This window comes from Bradyrhizobium sp. WSM1743 (assembly GCF_000473065.1).
GTDB lineage: Bacteria > Pseudomonadota > Alphaproteobacteria > Rhizobiales > Xanthobacteraceae > Bradyrhizobium.
Genome location: NZ_AXAZ01000013.1, coordinates 127456 through 143307, shown reverse-complemented (window position 1 = coordinate 143307; position 15852 = coordinate 127456). Strand labels below are relative to the sequence as shown.

At 64.7% G+C, this 15852-nt stretch carries 15 protein-coding genes and 1 tRNA gene; 13 read left to right on the top strand and 3 right to left on the bottom strand.

Annotation, left to right across the window (positions count from 1 at the left end):
- Window positions 1-84: 84 nt before the first annotated feature.
- The 5 genes from YU9_RS0111320 to YU9_RS0111300 are packed head-to-tail and all read left to right on the top strand — an operon-like array spanning window position 85 to window position 5264.
- Window positions 85-1185, top strand: coding sequence for an ABC transporter substrate-binding protein (locus YU9_RS0111320; RefSeq protein ID WP_027572928.1), 1101 nt, complete (start codon window positions 85-87; stop codon window positions 1183-1185).
- On the top strand, window positions 1163-2185 hold the full coding sequence (locus tag YU9_RS0111315; RefSeq protein WP_027572927.1) for an ABC transporter permease: 1023 nt from the start codon (window positions 1163-1165) through the stop codon (window positions 2183-2185). The genes YU9_RS0111320 and YU9_RS0111315 overlap by 23 nt, the downstream gene beginning before the upstream one ends.
- On the top strand, window positions 2179-2976 hold the full coding sequence (locus tag YU9_RS0111310; protein WP_027572926.1) for an ABC transporter ATP-binding protein: 798 nt from the start codon (window positions 2179-2181) through the stop codon (window positions 2974-2976). The genes YU9_RS0111315 and YU9_RS0111310 overlap by 7 nt, the downstream gene beginning before the upstream one ends.
- A complete protein-coding gene (locus tag YU9_RS0111305) occupies window positions 2970-4142 on the top strand; it encodes an acyl-CoA dehydrogenase family protein (RefSeq protein ID WP_027572925.1) in 1173 nt (390 codons plus the stop codon). Before YU9_RS0111310 ends, YU9_RS0111305 begins: the two co-directional genes overlap by 7 nt.
- 21 nt (window positions 4143-4163) lie before the next feature.
- Window positions 4164-5264: an LLM class flavin-dependent oxidoreductase gene (locus YU9_RS0111300; protein WP_027572924.1), complete on the top strand. Its 1101-nt coding sequence runs from the start codon at window positions 4164-4166 to the stop codon at window positions 5262-5264.
- A 137-nt stretch (window positions 5265-5401) separates the two neighbouring features.
- On the opposite strand, the gene YU9_RS47590 is transcribed toward YU9_RS0111300, so the two are convergent.
- A complete protein-coding gene (locus YU9_RS47590; RefSeq protein ID WP_156951821.1) occupies window positions 5402-5578 on the bottom strand; it encodes a hypothetical protein in 177 nt (58 codons plus the stop codon).
- A gap of 78 nt (window positions 5579-5656) precedes the next feature.
- Here YU9_RS47590 and YU9_RS0111295 point away from each other — a divergent pair, with 78 nt between their 5' ends.
- The 3 genes from YU9_RS0111295 (at window position 5657) to YU9_RS0111285 (ending at window position 8133) form a co-directional block, all read left to right on the top strand.
- The gene (locus tag YU9_RS0111295; protein WP_027572923.1) at window positions 5657-6502 is read left to right on the top strand and encodes a CmcJ/NvfI family oxidoreductase; all 846 of its coding nucleotides are present in this window, start codon (window positions 5657-5659) and stop codon (window positions 6500-6502) included.
- Between the two features lie 103 nt (window positions 6503-6605).
- Window positions 6606-6920: a septal ring lytic transglycosylase RlpA family protein gene (locus YU9_RS0111290; protein ID WP_027572922.1), complete on the top strand. Its 315-nt coding sequence runs from the start codon at window positions 6606-6608 to the stop codon at window positions 6918-6920.
- A 43-nt stretch (window positions 6921-6963) separates the two neighbouring features.
- On the top strand, window positions 6964-8133 hold the full coding sequence (locus YU9_RS0111285) for a Gfo/Idh/MocA family protein (RefSeq protein WP_027572921.1): 1170 nt from the start codon (window positions 6964-6966) through the stop codon (window positions 8131-8133).
- A 193-nt stretch (window positions 8134-8326) separates the two neighbouring features.
- Here the strand turns inward: YU9_RS0111285 and YU9_RS0111280 are convergent, their stop codons facing one another.
- Complete coding sequence (locus YU9_RS0111280; RefSeq protein WP_027572920.1) at window positions 8327-9637, bottom strand: ABC transporter substrate-binding protein; 1311 nt, start codon at window positions 9635-9637, stop codon at window positions 8327-8329.
- 165 nt (window positions 9638-9802) lie between these two features.
- Window positions 9803-11038, bottom strand: a complete 1236-nt coding sequence (locus tag YU9_RS0111275) for an SMP-30/gluconolactonase/LRE family protein (RefSeq protein WP_027572919.1) — start codon at window positions 11036-11038, stop codon at window positions 9803-9805.
- A 179-nt stretch (window positions 11039-11217) separates the two neighbouring features.
- Here YU9_RS0111275 and YU9_RS0111270 point away from each other — a divergent pair, with 179 nt between their 5' ends.
- The 5 genes from YU9_RS0111270 (at window position 11218) to YU9_RS0111245 (ending at window position 15700) form a co-directional block, all read left to right on the top strand.
- Window positions 11218-11487: a hypothetical protein gene (locus YU9_RS0111270; RefSeq protein WP_027572918.1), complete on the top strand. Its 270-nt coding sequence runs from the start codon at window positions 11218-11220 to the stop codon at window positions 11485-11487.
- A 386-nt stretch (window positions 11488-11873) separates the two neighbouring features.
- A complete protein-coding gene (locus tag YU9_RS0111260) occupies window positions 11874-13436 on the top strand; it encodes a 2-isopropylmalate synthase (protein WP_027572917.1) in 1563 nt (520 codons plus the stop codon).
- Between the two features lie 218 nt (window positions 13437-13654).
- A complete protein-coding gene (locus YU9_RS0111255; protein WP_027572916.1) occupies window positions 13655-14656 on the top strand; it encodes a TRAP transporter substrate-binding protein in 1002 nt (333 codons plus the stop codon).
- A 192-nt stretch (window positions 14657-14848) separates the two neighbouring features.
- Window positions 14849-15457: a Spy/CpxP family protein refolding chaperone gene (locus tag YU9_RS0111250; RefSeq protein ID WP_027572915.1), complete on the top strand. Its 609-nt coding sequence runs from the start codon at window positions 14849-14851 to the stop codon at window positions 15455-15457.
- A 167-nt stretch (window positions 15458-15624) separates the two neighbouring features.
- Window positions 15625-15700, top strand: a tRNA-Lys gene (locus tag YU9_RS0111245).
- The last annotated feature ends 152 nt before the right edge of the window (window positions 15701-15852 follow it).

The following is a 15852-nucleotide window of genomic DNA, read 5'->3' as shown; positions in this document are numbered from 1 at the left end:
CTCAACGCAGCTCCGCACGGAACATGCGCAACGCGAACCGTTGCGCAAGAGGCGGAGCCGTGTCAGCGCAGGAGCCAGGGGCCGATGAACTACGACAACAAGCGCAACGGATCGAAATTCGACCGGCGCCACCTGCTTCAGGCAGGGCTTGCCGCCGCCTTCGCGGCGCCGCTCGGTGCGCTCGGGGCACAGGCCTTTGCACCGCGCGCCATCGTGCCCGGCGTCGACTTCTCGGAGTTTCCACTCTGCCACACGGCCTCGGACGCCACTGCGCTCACCGGCGCACCGCGCAAGCTGAAACTGTCGTGGAACGCCGGCGCCGTCTGTCTCGCGCCGGTGCCGGTCGCCATCGAGCACGGCTTCTTTCAGAAGCACAATCTCGACGTCGAGCTCGTCAACTATTCCGGCTCGACCGACCAGCTGCTCGAAGCGATCGCGACAGGAAAAAGCGACGCCGGTCTCGGCATGGCGCTGCGCTGGCTGAAGCCGCTGGAGCAGGGCTTTGACGTCAAGATCGCCGCCGGGACCCATGGCGGCTGCATGCGCGTGCTGTCGCGCACCGATTCCGGCGTTGCCAAGCTCGCCGATCTCAAGGGCAAGATCGTCGCGGTCGGCGATCTCGCCGGCCCCGACAAGAACTTCTTCTCGATCCAGTTGGCAAAACTCGGCATCGATCCGGTCAAGGACGTCGACTGGCGCGCTTATCCGGGCAACCTGCTCAACGTCGCCGTCGAGAAGGGCGAGGTGCAGGCGTTCCTGTCCTCCGATCCGCTCGCCTATCTCTGGCTCAAGGACACGCAATACAAGGAGGTCGCCTCCAATCTCGATGGCGAGTACCGCGAGAAGAGCTGCTGCATTCTCGGCCTGCGCGGCAGCCTGGTGCGCGAGGAGCCGCAGGTCGCGCGCGCCATCACCCAGGCGCTGCTCGATGCCGCAATGTTCAGCTCGCAGAATGCGGCGCTCGCGGCAAAATCATTCCAGCCCTACGCGCCGAAGGCGGCGACGCTCGCCGACATCGAAGGCATGGTGCGCTACCACACCCACCATCATCATCCCGTCGGCGACGTGCTCAAGCGCGAGCTCAAGGCCTATGCCGACGATCTCAAGAGTGTGCAGGTGTTCAAGCAGAGCACCGACACCGCCAAATTCGCGGAGCGCATCTATGTCGACGTATTCGCTGTCTGACGGCCTCGCCTCGGGCACGCCGCGCACCTCGCGCGCACCGCTGCTGGCGACCTGGCTCCGGGAATCCGGCGTCGGCGTGCTCGCCAGCATCGCCTGGATCGCCTTCGGCCTGTCCTGCCTGTGGTGGGAGGATGTCGGCGACTGGTCGCGCACGCATTCGCTCGGCATCGCGGCCTTCGTCATCGCGGCCGTGGCGCTGTTTGGAACCGTCGGCGCCGATTATCTCGGCTCGGCCGGACAGGCGTTGCACAAGCGCGCGCCCTGGCTGGTCGCGCTCGGCGCGTTTCTGACCGTGTGGGAAGTTGCGACCGCAAAGCTCGCTTGGCTGCCGCTGCCGTTCTTTCCGCCGCCGCAGGCGATCATCGAGGTCTATACCGACGATCTGCCGAAGCTGCTCGATAGCGTCTTCGCCTCGGTCAAGCTCCAGCTTGGCGGCTATCTGATCGGCGCCACGGTCGGCTTTTTGACCGGCGTCTCGATCGGCTGGTCGCGCGCAGTCGGCTATTGGGTGCATCCGGTGCTGCGCTTCATCGGGCCGCTGCCGGCGACCGCCTGGCTGCCGATCGCCTTCTTCACCTTCCCGTCGAGCTGGAGCGCCTCGACCTTCCTGATCGCGCTCGCGACCGGCTTCCCGGTCACCGTGCTGACCTGGTCGGGCGTCGCCAGCGTCAGCAACGCCTATTACGATGTTGCGCGCACGCTCGGTGCCAAGCCTTCGTTCCTGGTGCTGAAGGTCGCGATCCCAGCCGCCTTGCCGCACGTCTTCGTCGGCCTGTTCATGGGGCTCGGCTCGTCCTTTGCCGTGCTCGTCGTCGCGGAGATGATCGGCGTCAAGGCTGGGCTCGGCTGGTACCTGCAATGGGCGCAGGGCTGGGCCGCCTACGCCAACATGTATGCGGCGCTGATCGTGATGTCATTGCTCTGCTCCGGCGCGATCACGTTGCTGTTTTCGATTCGCGATCGCCTCCTGGTCTGGCAGAAGGGGACCGTGAAATGGTAGCCGCAGCTCTCGCCGAAGCGATCACGCATCAGGCCGCGGGCGCCGCGCTCGACATCGAGCAGGTCAGCCACGCCTTCGACCTCGACGGCGCCGAGCTGCCGGTGCTGAGCGACGTCAGTATCTCGGTCGAGCCCGGCGAGTTCGTCGCGCTGCTCGGCCCGTCCGGCTGCGGCAAGTCGACCTTGCTGCGGCTGGTCGCTGGCCTCGACAAGCCCAAGGCAGGAAGGCTGCGGGAGGACGAGCAGCGCATCAGAAATCCGCATCCTTCGCGCGTCGTCGTGTTCCAGGATCCGACCCTGTTTCCCTGGCGGTCTGTGTGGGACAACGTCGCCCTGGGCCTCGAGGCCCAGGGCGTTTTGAAGAGCCAGCGTCACCGGGTCGATGCCGCGCTGGACCTCGTCGGGCTGTCGTCGTTCCGCAACGCCTATCCGCATCAGCTCTCCGGCGGCATGGCGCAGCGCGTCGCGCTGGCGCGTGCGCTGGTCAACGATCCCAAGATCCTGATCCTGGACGAGCCGCTGGGAAAACTGGACTCGCTGACACGCATCACCATGCAGGCCGAGCTCGTCTCGCTCTGGCAGCGCAAGGGGTTCACCACGCTGCTGGTGACGCATGATGCGGAGGAAGCGCTGGTGCTCGCCAACCGCGTCATCGTCTTCAGCGAACGTCCCGCGCGCGTGAAGGCCGACATCCGTGTCGATCGTCCATATCCGCGCCATCGCGGCGATCCGTATCTGGCCGACCTGCGCCGCCAGATCCTTGGCCTGTTGGGATTGGACGCCACATGGTAACCTCCGTAGCCAAGGGCCGCACGGCTCGCAGCGAGCCAGACTACATCGCCCGCGCCGAGACGCTTGCGACAGGCTTTGCCGCGCGCGCGGCCGAGCACGACCGCACCGGCAGCTTTCCCTTCGAGAATTTTCGCGAGCTGTCCGAGGCGGGCCTGCTGTCGCTGACGGTGCCGGCCGTCCATGGCGGGGCCGGCGCTGGCGCGCGATACGCCGCACGCATCATCGGCATCCTCGGCAAGGCGGATCCATCCACCGCGCTGGTGCTGTCGATGCATTACATCAATCATCTCGTCATGGCGCGCAGCACCACCTGGCCGGCGCGGATGTCGCGCAAGCTCGCGCGCGAGAGCGTCGAAGGCCTAGCGCTCATCAACGCGTTGCGCGTGGAGCCGGAGCTCGGCTCGCCCGCGCGCGGCGGCCTGCCGGCAACGATCGCGCGGCGCACCGAAACCGGCTGGCGCCTCTCCGGCCACAAGATCTATTCGACGGGATCGCCGATCCTGAAATGGTATCTGGTCTGGGCGCGGACAAACGAAGCCGAGTCGCGCGTCGGCCAGTTCCTGGTGCCGGCCGGCCTACCGGGCACGCGCATCGTCGAGACCTGGGACCATCATGGTCTGCGTGCCAGCGGCAGCCACGACGTCATCTTCGACGATGTCGTGATCCCGCTGGATGCCGAGGTGGATGTGCGCAAGCCGGCGGACTGGCGCGCGCCCAACGTCACGCAGGCGACCGTCCACACGGTGTTCGTCGCCGCGATTTATGATGGCGTTGCCCGCGCGGCGCGCGACTGGCTGATCACGTTCCTGAAACAGCGTGTTCCCGCGAGCCTCGGCGCGCCGCTCGCGACTTTGCCGCGCGCGCAGGAGATCCTCGGCGCGATCGAGGCCAGGCTCACGGCCAATGCGCGGCTGATCGACACGTTCGCCCGCGACTTCGACGATGGTGTCGATCTCTCCGCCGGCGAATCCAACGTGATCAAGCTGACCGTGACCAACAATGCCGTCGCCGTGGTCGAGGATGCGCTGTCGCTGACGGGTAACCACGGGCTCAGCCGCACCAATCCGCTGGAGCGGCACTATCGTGATGTCCTGTGCGGGCGCGTGCACACGCCGCAGGACGATTCCATCCGCATCGGCCTCGGCCGCGTCGCACTGGGCCTGTAGGACATCAACAGGGAGACGATCATGTCGATCGAGTTCATCGGCTTCATCAGCAACAACAATTCGTCCGAGACCATCGTCCGCGAGGGGCCGGTGCTCAACCCCACCCACATCGAAACGTTGGCGAAGGCGCATGAGAATGCCGGTTTCGATCGGGCGCTGCTGGCGTTCCATTCGACATCGCCGGATGCGCTCCAGGTCGCGCAGCACGTGCTCAACCACACTGAGCGTCTCAACGTGCTGATCGCGCAGCGGCCCGGCTTCACCGCGCCGACATTGCTGGCGCGGCAGTTCGCGGTGCTCGACCAGTTCTCCCGCGGCCGCGTTGCGCTCCATGTCATCACCGGCGGCAACGCCACCGAGCTCCGGCAGGACGGCAACACGCTCGACGACAAGGACGAGCGTTATGCCCGCACCTCCGAGTTCCTCGATGTGCTCAAGCTGGAGTGGACCAGCGGCAAGCCGTTCAGCTACAAGGGGAGGTACTACCAGGTCGAGAACGCCTTCTCGCAGGTGAAGCCGTATCGTCCCGAAGGCATCCGGATCTATTTCGGCGGCGCCTCGGACGCAGCGATCGAGGTCGCCGGCAAGCACGCCGACACCTTTGCGCTATGGGGCGAATCCTATGCGCAGGTGCGCGACGTCACCTCGCGCGTTCATAACGCAGCGGTGAGGCAGGGGCGGCCGACGCCGCGCTTCAGCCTGTCGGTGCGGCCGATCATTGCCCCGACCGAAAAGCAGGCCTGGGAGAAGGCGGAGGAGATTCTGGCGCGTGCCACTGCGTTGCAGGACAAGACCGGCTATCGCAAGCCGGCCGAGGGCCATGCCACATCAGGCGCGCGGCGCCTGCTCGCGCTCGCCGATCAGGGCAGCCGGATCGACAAGCGGCTCTGGACCGAGATCGCAAAGCTCACCGGCGCCAACAGCAACACGACGGCGCTGGTCGGCACGCCCGAGCAGGTGGCAGAAGTCTTCGGCGATTATTACGACCTGGGCATCAGCCACTTCCTGATCCGCGGCTTCGATCCCCTGATCGACGCGATCGAATACGGCCGCGAGCTGATCCCGCTGACGCGCGAACTGGTCGCCAAGCGTCAGGCGGTTCGCGGCGAGGCCGCGGAATGATCCGCCTCATGCTGGCCGGCACGCTGCTGTAGCAAGGTACACTCTCGTGTCCCGGACGCGCTGCAACGCGTTTGCGTTGCTGCGCAGAGCCGGGCCCACGCCGCACGAACTGCACCCTCGGATACATGGGCCCCGGCTCAGCAGCGCACCGCTACTGGACGATGCTTCGCATCGCCAGGGAAGCGCTGCGCTGCGTCCGGGGCACGAGATTTCGCGAAATCTTCAAGCATCCGTGATTCAGGAAGTGCGCTTTCAGCCCAATCGCCTTTTGCAAACATTCCTTCTGCATTTTCCGCGCTCGACAACACATTCATTGCTATTTGCATCCCCTCCCTTGCAGCGCGGCGCGCCCCGTCAAAAATCAATTCGACGACTACATCGGGAGACCGGCCATGGGCCTGCAAGAAACAAGAATCGAATCGCTTCCCTTCGTCACCGCCGAACTCAATTATCTCGCGCCGGTATCGGGCAAGCCGCGCACCTATGCCTTCGATCCGCCGCCGGGCGAACCCAAGAGCACGGCGCTGCCCGAGCCGCATCAGGTCCCGATCTTCGATGCGCGTCTGATCGCGCAGAATTTCTCGCTCGATCGCGAAGGCTTTGCGCTGGTGCGTCATCCGACCCAGGTGAAGAACTTCTACAACGCGGAGGAGGTGAGGGCGGTCTATTATCCCGCGGTCGAAGCCTTCCTGCGTGCGACGCTGAAGGCCGATCGCGTCCTCATCTTCGATCACACCGTGCGCAAGCGTGTCGAGGGCGCGCCTGATATCCGCGACGGCGGACCGCGTCAGCCGGCGACGCGCGTCCATGTCGACCAGACCGCGGTCTCCGGCGCCAACCGCGTGCGCGAGCATCTGCCTGACGAGGCCGAGGAGCTGCTGAAGGGCCGTGTGCAGGTGATCAATCTCTGGCGGCCGATCCGAGGGCCCCTGCGCGATTCACCGCTCGCCATGGCCGACGGCACGACGGTGGCGCCGGAAGACCTCGTCGCCTCCGACCTGATCTATCCCAACCGCCGCGGCGAGACCTATTCGGTGAAATACAATCCGAACCACCGCTGGTTCTATTTCCCGGAGATGACGCCGGACGAGGCGCTGCTGCTGAAGTGCTACGATTCCGCAACCGATGGCCGCACCCGCTTCGGGCCGCATACCGCATTCGTCGATCCGACCACGCCGGCCGACGCGGCGCCCCGCGAAAGCATCGAGGTCCGCACGCTGGTGTTTCACCGGCAGTAACAAACTGTGATGGTCCTGCCGGGCAATTCCCGGGAGGGTTCCCGGAACTTGATGGAACAAAACGACGTTTGCAGCGCCGGGCAGGCCAACGGGGAGCGGTGCCGTGCGAGCGCAGCCAACATTATTGCTTGGTCTCGTGACTTCATTCCTTGCCTTCACATCCATTGCCAAGGCCGAAAGCGGGCTTGCCTCCTATTACGGGTATGGAAAGGCTGGCAGAGGCGGCGAACTGACCTGCGCCCACCGCACGCGCCCGTTCGGTAGCGTGCTCAGGGTGTCTTACAGCGGGCGCACGATCCAGTGCCGCGTCAATGATCGCGGCCCCTTCATCCGCGGCCGCATCGTCGATCTCTCGGTGCCCGCCGCCCGCGCGCTCGGCATGATGAGCGCGGGCGTGGTGCGCGTGTCGGTGGATTAGGCCTCTCAGCGCGCTATAGTGCCGCCCAAAGCAAGGGGGCGGTATGGCCAAAATCAGGGTGGGACTCGTCGGCCGCGGCTTCGTGTCGGAGCTGCACATGTATGCGTTCCGGCGCGTCTATGGCGTGGATGTCGAGGTCGCGGCCGTGGCTGCGCGCGGCGACCATGTCGTCGAATTCGCCGGACGTCACGGAATCCCGTGCGTCTATCGCAGCTTTGCCGATCTGATCGCAGACGCCGATCTCGACGTCATCGACATCTGCACGCCGCCCAATCTTCATGCCGGAATGATCGTCGGCGCCATGCAGGCCGGCAAGCATGTGATCTGCGAAAAGCCCTTCGCCGGCTATTTCGGCCGCGAGGGCGACACGCAGCCGATCGGCAAGCACGTGCCGAAGGCGCTGATGTACGAGCGCGTGATCGAAGCGATGGACGCGACGCGCGCCGCGATCGAGCGCACCGGGAAGCTCTTCATGTACGCCGAGGACTGGGTCTACGCGCCGGCGGTGACCAAGACCGCGGAGATCATCAGGGCGACGAAGGACAAGATCCTGTTCATGAAGGGTGAGGAGAGCCATTCCGGCTCGCACGCCGCGCATGCCGCGCAATGGGCGATGACCGGCGGCGGCTCGCTGATCCGCATGGGCTGCCATCCGCTTTCGGCCGTGTTGTATCTGAAACAGGTCGAGGCCAGGGCGCGCGGCGAGAGCATCCATGTCGCCAGCGTCACCGGCGATGTCGGCAACGTCACCGCTGGGCTCAAACCGGAGGAGCGCACCTACATCAAGGCCAATCCCGTCGATGTCGAGGATTGGGGCACATTAACCGCCACCTTCTCCGACGGCACCAAGGCCACAGTGTTCTCCGGCGACATGATCATGGGCGGCGTGCGCAACCTGATCGAGACCTACACGAGCGGCGGCTCGCTGTTCGCCAACATCACGCCGAACACCCATCTGATGAGCTATCAGACCAGCGAGGAGAAGCTCGCCAGCGTCTACATCACCGAAAAGGTCGACCGCAAGACCGGCTGGCAATATGTCTGCCTCGAAGAAGAATGGACGCGCGGCTACCTGCAGGAGATCCAGGACTTCATGGAATGCGCCGCGACCGGGCGCCAGCCGCTGTCGGACCTGGCGCTGGCCTATGAGACGATCAAGGTGAACTACGCCGGGTATTGGGCGGCGGAGGAGGGAAGAAGGGTGGTGTTGTAGCGCGCTCTCTTACCCTCCCCTGGAGGGGGAGGGTCGATCGCGCGAAGCGCGAGCGGGGTGGGGTGATCTCTCCAATCGGGCAGTGCCTGGGTGGAGAGATCACCCCACCCCGCCACGCATTTCGCTTCGCTTCATGCGTAGCGACCCTCCCCCTCCAGGGGAGGGTGGGAGCAACCCGTCGCGAGCCGTAGCCTCACGCCCCGTAGGTCGAGCCCTTCGGCAGCGGGAACACCGGGTCCTGTGTGCGGATGTTCGTCGGCCACACCACCGAGATGTGCTCGCCGGCGTTCTGCATCACCACCGGCGTCGAGCGTTCGTTCTGGCCGGAGAGCGGAGTGCCCGGCGGGAAGAACTTCACGCCATAGCCCTGGATGGTGCCGCCTGCGGGGATGTCGACGTCGAGCGCCGCCTTGCGAATGGCCTCGGGCTCGAAGCTGCCGTACTTGTCCTTGGCGACCGGCAGCACGTTGTTGAGCAGCACCCAAGTCTGGTTGAAGCCCATCGAGCAATGCGGCGGCACGTCGGTGGCGCCGGTCTTGGCCTGGTAGCGCGAGACCATGGTCTTGATCAGATCGCCCATCCCCGGCGCGAGCTTGGCGGGATCGAGCAGCTGCGCCGGCACCGGGTCGATATTGCAGAAATTGTCGATGTCGGCGCCGAAGGTCGCGCGCAGCTTGTCGAGCTGGCTGTAGCCGGCACCGGCCCCGAACAGCATCTTGAAGCGCAGGCCGCTCTCGCGCGCCTGGCGCAGGAACAAGGTGATGTCAGGGTTGTAACCGGCATGCGAGATCACGTCGGCCTTGGCGCGCTTGATCTTCGTGACGAGCACCGACAGGTCCGGCGCCGAGGCCGAATAGCCCTCGCGCAGCACGACCTGGATGCCGGCCTGCTTGGCATAGGCCTCGTCGGCAGAGGCAACGCCGACGCCATAGGGGCCGTCCTCGTGGATCAACGCGACCTTGACCTCCTTGGGGTCCATGCCGAGCTTGGCTTTCGCATGCTCGGTGATGAAGCTTGCAAAGGCCTGCCCGTATTGATCCGAATGGATCTGCGCGCGAAACACGTATTGTAGGTTCTTGTCCTTGAACACGGCGGTCGAGACCGCGGTCGTAATCCAGAGGATCTTCTTCTGCTGCTCGACCTTGGCCGCGAGTGGCACGGCATGCGAGCTCGCATAGACGCCGTTGAGGATGTCGATCTTCTCCTGGCTGATCAGGCGTTCGGCCTCGTTGATCGCAACGTCGGGCTTGCTCTGGGAATCCGCGGCGACCGGAACGACCTTGGTCTTGCCGCCGATACCGCCTTTCTCGTTGACGAGATCGATCGCGATCTGCGCGCCGATCGACGAGGCGACCGAGCCGCCGGCGGCGAAGGGGCCGGTGAGGTCGTAGATCAGGCCGATGCGCAAATTGTCGGCTTGCGCCTGGGCCCGTGTCCAATCGAGGCTGAGTGCGGCGGCGGCAGCCGCCGATGTCTTCAGCAGCTGCCTGCGTGAAGTCGGCATCCTATCCTCCCTCAAAACCGTCTTATGATTGGTTGTTATTTTTTGCGAAGTATGGGGAGCGGGACGACGGAAAGTCAACATGGCGAAAGTCGAGGTCTGTCCTCCACAGCACATGCAAGAGCGCGCCGGCGGTTGGCGTCGGCGCCCCGTTCTTGCTCGGATCGCTCAGCCGGGCCCTGCGCCTTGCGTTGCCGTGTACACTGCGTAGAGCGACTGGCTCGCGGCCATGAACAGGCGGTTGCGCTTGGGGCCGCCGAAGCAGACGTTGCCGCACACTTCCGGCAGGCGGATGCGGCCGAGCAGCTTGCCCTCCGGCGACCACACCGTCACGCCGCTGTAGCCGACCGCGCGGCCGGCATTGCTGGAGGCCCAGAGATTGCCGTTGACGTCGCAGCGCAGGCCATCCGGTCCGCATTTCACGCCGTCGATCACGCAATCGCTGAACTTCTTGAGATTGGAGAGCTTGTTGTCGCTGCCGACGTCGAACACGAAGATCTCACCCTTGCCGCCGGGACCGGTGTCGCCCGGCCCTTTTCCGGTGGAGGCAATGTAGAGCTTCTTGTAGTCTGGCGAGAAGCACAGCCCGTTCGGATCGGGCACCTGCTCCTCGGTGACGACGAGATCGATGCGGCCGGAGGGATCGATGCGATAGCAGTTGGTCGGCAGCTCGCGCTTGCCCGGCACGAAGCCGGCCGGCTGCCCGATCCGCGGATTGAGCTTCCCGCCCGCATTGCTCGGACCGCCCGCGCCGTCGGGCTCGCCTTCATAGAGCTGGCCGCCATAGGGCGGATCGGTGAACCAGTAGCTGCCGTCGGGATGCGCAGCGATGTCGTTCGGCGAGTTCAACCGCTTGCCCTGATAGGAGTCCGCGAGCACCGTTGCTGTGCCGTCATGCTCGTAGCGCGTCACCCGCCGCGTCAAATGTTCGCAGGAGAGCTGGCGGCCCTGGAAATCGAACGAGTTGCCGTTGCTGTTGTTGGAGGGGCTGCGGAATACGCTGACGCGGCCATCGTCCTCGCTCCAGCGCATCTGCCGGTTGTTGGGAATGTCGCTCCAAAGCAGATAGCGGCCCTGCGCGCTCCACGCTGGGCCTTCGGCCCATAGCAGTCCGGTGTATAGCCGCTTGATCGCGGTGTTGGGCTGCGCGAGATCGTTGAAGGACGGATCGACCGCGATGATGTCGGGGTCCCAGAAGTAGGTGGTCGGCGCACCACGCGGGCTGAAATCGCGCGGCAGGGTGGTGACCGTCGTTGGCGGTGCGGCGGGTCCGGTCTGGGCCAGCGCGGAGCTGGCCCCCGCTATGGTAGCGGCACTGATTGCAAGCCCCTGGACAAGTGTTCGTCGTGAAAGCACAGCATCCCGGTCATGCTGCTCTTCGTCACGAGCCTCTTGGCGTGTCATCGCGTCCTCCCGATCATGTTCGCTGGCGGTTGATCCGGCCGAGCGACGGAAGGTTAGTCCGGTCCGCTGTCGGTTGCGAGGGGCGGAATCGAAACCGTAGCGCGATCGCGGGTCGCAATTTCGTCACCTTCGAATGCGTTTGGACTGGAGGGCGCTGAAAGGGGATAAAGCCGGAGCTCATTGTGCAGGTTGTCGTCCTGGTCATCCTTCTCGCGATCGCATTTGCGGCGGGCTATTTCACGCGAGACCACGTCTCGCGGAAAAGGCGGGCGGAGGCACGCCGCTGGCGTGAGTACACCCAGCCGGATTGGCTCTCAGCCAACGCGCCGGCCAACACCAACGAGATCACGAACGCCAGCACGGCTACACCCGCGGTCACCGGTGAGCTCGGCCAGATGCTGAACCGCTGGGAGAACAGGGCGCGCGCCCGCCGCACCGGCACGGGATAGGCGTGCCCACCCATTAGGTCATATATGCTGACCATCTTTTGGCGTTGCAGTTGCAGCCGTTTCTCGTCTAGAAACGGAGCGCATTGAGCCCCCGGCAACCAACCGTCAACGGTTTTGGCCGAGGATTTGTGGCTCAAAGGTCCGGCAATGCTGATTCGCGGCCAAATCGAGGGGATTTCGAGGGAGGTGGCTCTGGCCCCCGCCGCGATCCCGGCCGTGTCGCTGCCCACCCTCCTTATTGGCGGCCTTCTTCTTACTTGCCCCTGAGGGCCGGCTGGGCGCCATGCGCCTGGGCGCTCAGGGGTTGGTCGAGATCAACGGACACCTCAAGCGCCAAGCGACTGAAACGGTCTGAACGGCGCAAACGCTCAAAAGGAAATTTAGGAATGACCACCCAGAACAAGTCCGAGAAGGACCGCGTCATCATTTTCGACACCACGCTGCGCGATGGCGAGCAGTGTCCCGGCGCCACCATGACCTTCGAGGAGAAGCTCGAGGTCGCCGAACTGCTGGACGATATGGGCGTCGACGTCATCGAGGCGGGCTTTCCGATCACTTCCGAAGGCGACTTCCAGGCGGTCAGCGAGATCGCCCGGCGCTCCAAGAATTCGGTGATCGCCGGCCTGTCGCGCGCCCATCCCGCCGACATCGACCGCTGCGCCGAGGCGGTGAAGTTTGCAAAGCGCGGCCGCGTCCACACCGTGATCGCGACCTCCCCGCTGCATATGCGGGTGAAGCTGAACAAGACCCCGGAGCAGGTGATCGAGACCTCGGTCGCCATGGTCGCGCGCGCCCGCAACCAGATCGACGACGTCGAATGGTCGGCCGAGGACGGCACACGCAGCGAAATGGACTTTTTGTGCCGCATCGTCGAGGCCGTGATCAAGGCCGGCGCCACCACGGTGAACATCCCCGATACCGTCGGCTACACGGTGCCGGAGGAATACACCCACTTCATGAAGACGCTCATCGAGCGCGTACCGAATTCAGACAAGGCCGTGTTCTCGGTGCATTGCCATAACGACCTCGGCATGGCGGTTGCCAACTCGCTGGCCGGCATCGTCGGCGGCGCGCGTCAGGTCGAGTGCACCATCAACGGTATCGGCGAGCGCGCCGGCAACGCCGCGCTCGAAGAGATCGTGATGGCGATCAACGTCCGCAACGACAAATTCCCCTACTGGAATAAGATCGACACCACCCAGCTGACCCGCGCCTCGAAGCTGGTCTCGGCGGCGACCTCGTTCCCGGTGCAATACAACAAGGCCATCGTCGGCCGGAACGCCTTCGCGCATGAGAGCGGCATCCACCAGGACGGCGTGCTCAAGGACGCCTCCACCTACGAGATCATGCGCCCGGAGATGGTCGGCCTGAAGCAGTCCTCGCTGGTGCTCGGCAAGCATTCCGGCCGCCACGCCTTCGTGCACAAGCTGGAGGAGATGGGCTACAAGCTCGGCCCGAACCAGCTGGAAGACGCGTTCACGCGGATGAAGGCGCTCGCCGACCGCAAGAAGGACATCTACGACGAGGACATCGAGGCGCTGGTCGACGAGGAGATGGCGGCCTCGCACGACCGCATCAAGCTGACCTCGCTGACCGTGATCGCCGGCACCCATGGCCCGCAGCGCGCCACCATGAAGCTCGACGTCGACGGCCAGATCAAGATCGAGGAGGCCGAGGGCAACGGTCCGGTTGACGCGGTGTTCAACTGCATCAAGCGCCTGGTGCCGCACGAGGCCAAGCTGGAGCTGTATCAGGTCCACGCCGTCACCGAAGGCACCGACGCCCAGGCGGAAGTCTCGGTGCGGCTGTCGCAGGACGGCCGTTCGATGACGGCCCGCGCGGCGGATCCGGATACGCTGGTGGCCTCGGCCAAGGCCTATCTCGGCGCGCTCAACAAGATCGTCATGAAGCGCCAGCGCGACACGGTGACGACGGCCGCGGCGAGCTGACAAGCGAAGCTTGTCATTCCGGGGCGGCTCGAAGAGCCGAACCCGGAATCTCGAGATTCCGGGTCTGGTCCTTCGGACCATCCCGGAATGACGGCCCAGGAGATAGCTGCCCTGCTAACGGCCAATAGCAGCGCAAGCCACCGGCCTGTATTGATGCAGCCGGCAGAAGGACGGCCGCTCGGCCTGCCGGGCGGCCCAAATAATACCAGGGAGAGAATATGCGCACCTTCGCGATCGCGGCATCCGTCGTGGCATTGGCCTTGAGCCTGATCGGCCCTGCAAGCGCCGACCCGATCATCATCAAATTCAGTCACGTCGTCGCCACCGACACGCCGAAGGGCAAGGGGGCGGAGAAATTCAAGGAGCTCGCCGAGAAGTACACCGGCGGCAAGGTCAAGGTCGAGGTTTACCCGAATTCGACGCTCTACAAGGACAAGGAAGAGCTCGAGGCGCTGCAGCTCGGCAGCGTGCAGATGCTGGCACCGTCCAACTCCAAGTTCGGGCCGCTCGGCATCCGCGAGTTCGAGGTGTTCGATCTGCCTTACATCCTGCCCGACCTGAAGACGCTGCGTAAGGTGACGGAAGGCCCGCTCGGTGCGCGGCTGCTTAAGCTTTTGGATTCCAAGGGCATCACCGGCCTTGCCTATTGGGACAACGGCTTCAAGCAGATGAGCGCAAACAAGAAGCTGATCACGCCCGCCGACTACCAGGGCGTCAAGTTCCGCATCCAGTCCTCGCGCGTGCTGCAGGCCCAGTTCAAGGCGCTCGGCTCGCTGCCGCAGGTGATGGCATTCTCGGAAGTCTACCAGGCGCTCCAGACCGGCGTGGTCGACGGCCAGGAGAACACCTGGTCGAACATCTATACCCAGAAGATGCACGAGGTGCAGAAATACATCACCGAGACCAATCACGGCTACATCGGCTACGTCGTGATCGTGAACAAGAAGTTCTGGGACGATCTGCCGGCCGACATCCGCGACCAGCTGTCGAAGGCGATGAAGGAAGCGACCGAGTTCAGCAACGCACAGTCGCAAAAGGAGAACGACGACGCGCTGGCCGAGATCAAGAAGAGCGGCAAGAGCGAGATCATCAAGCTCACGGCCGAGCAGGACGAGGCGATGCGCAAGGCGATGGAGCCGGTCTACAAGGATGCCGCGGGCCGCGTCGGCCAGGCGCTGATCGACGAGTTCCTGAAGGAAGCGAAGAGTACGACGAACTGACCTGAACAGACGATCGACGAAGGGCTTCCGCGCACCGCACGGAAGCCCTTTTGTTGAATCATTTCAGTTTGGATCTGAACGGACATTCACGGCAGTTACATCTCCGTAAGAACGTGCTCCCTGTCCAACTTGTAAGTTGCGCGTCAGGCTCCTCGCGCTCATCCTCACGGCATCCTTCCAGAGGAGGCCCGGATGAAGAAGTTCACCATCGCCGCCATCGCCATGCTCAGCATCGCCGGCTCGGGCGCGGTCTACGCCCAATATCATCGCCCGTGGATGGAGCACGTCCGTCACATGCGCATGAATCCCGAGGACCGCGCCGCCTTTGTCGACGCGCGGATCGCCGCAGTCCATGCCGGCTTGAGGCTCAACGCCGATCAGGAGAAGCTGTGGCCGCCGGTCGAGGCTGCCGTGCGGGAGTTCGCCAAGCTGCGCATCGACCGCGCCAATGCGCGGATGAATGCGGGTCCAGGTGACACGTCGAGGGATGCCGACAAGCCGGAGGATCCGGTCGCCCGCCTCCGCCAGCGCGCCGAGGACATGGCCGCGACCTCCGCCGCCCTGAAGAAGATCGCCGATGCCGCCGATCCGCTCTACAAGACCATGGACGAGGGCCAGAAACGGCGCCTCGCCGTGTTGACCCGCCACCGCGGCCCGTTCGGCGACGGCGAAGACGGTCCGCGGCACCGCCACTTCATGGAGCGCATGGACCGCATGATGGAACGCGGCATGGACCACTTCCACCGTGACCGGTTCGACCGTGACGGCGGCGAGGGCCGGGACCGCGAAGGCCGGCTCTGAACCAGTAGGGATTCCCCGGGGATTAACCTTGGCGAAGCCGCTGGAATCCGGCGGCTTTTCGCTTTTTCGGGGCTGTGGAAGAACCTTGGAAAACATGCGCCACATCGCTTGCCATCCCCGGATCGCTTTGCTAAACGACCGGCCTCGCAAGGCATTGACCGCCTTTCGGGCGCATAGCTCAGTTGGTAGAGCAGCTGACTCTTAATCAGCGGGTCCCAGGTTCGAGCCCTGGTGCGCCCACCAAGCAAATCAAGTACTTAACAGCAGTGTGCGTCAGAACGGACCATTCGGTTTGACGTCCGGTTTGAGAAATCTGTTCATTGTCCGTACACCTACCGGGGGATCGCTGCGCGTTACCGCAGCGGCTAGCTCGTTTCCGCGGCGGGGGCGTGGAG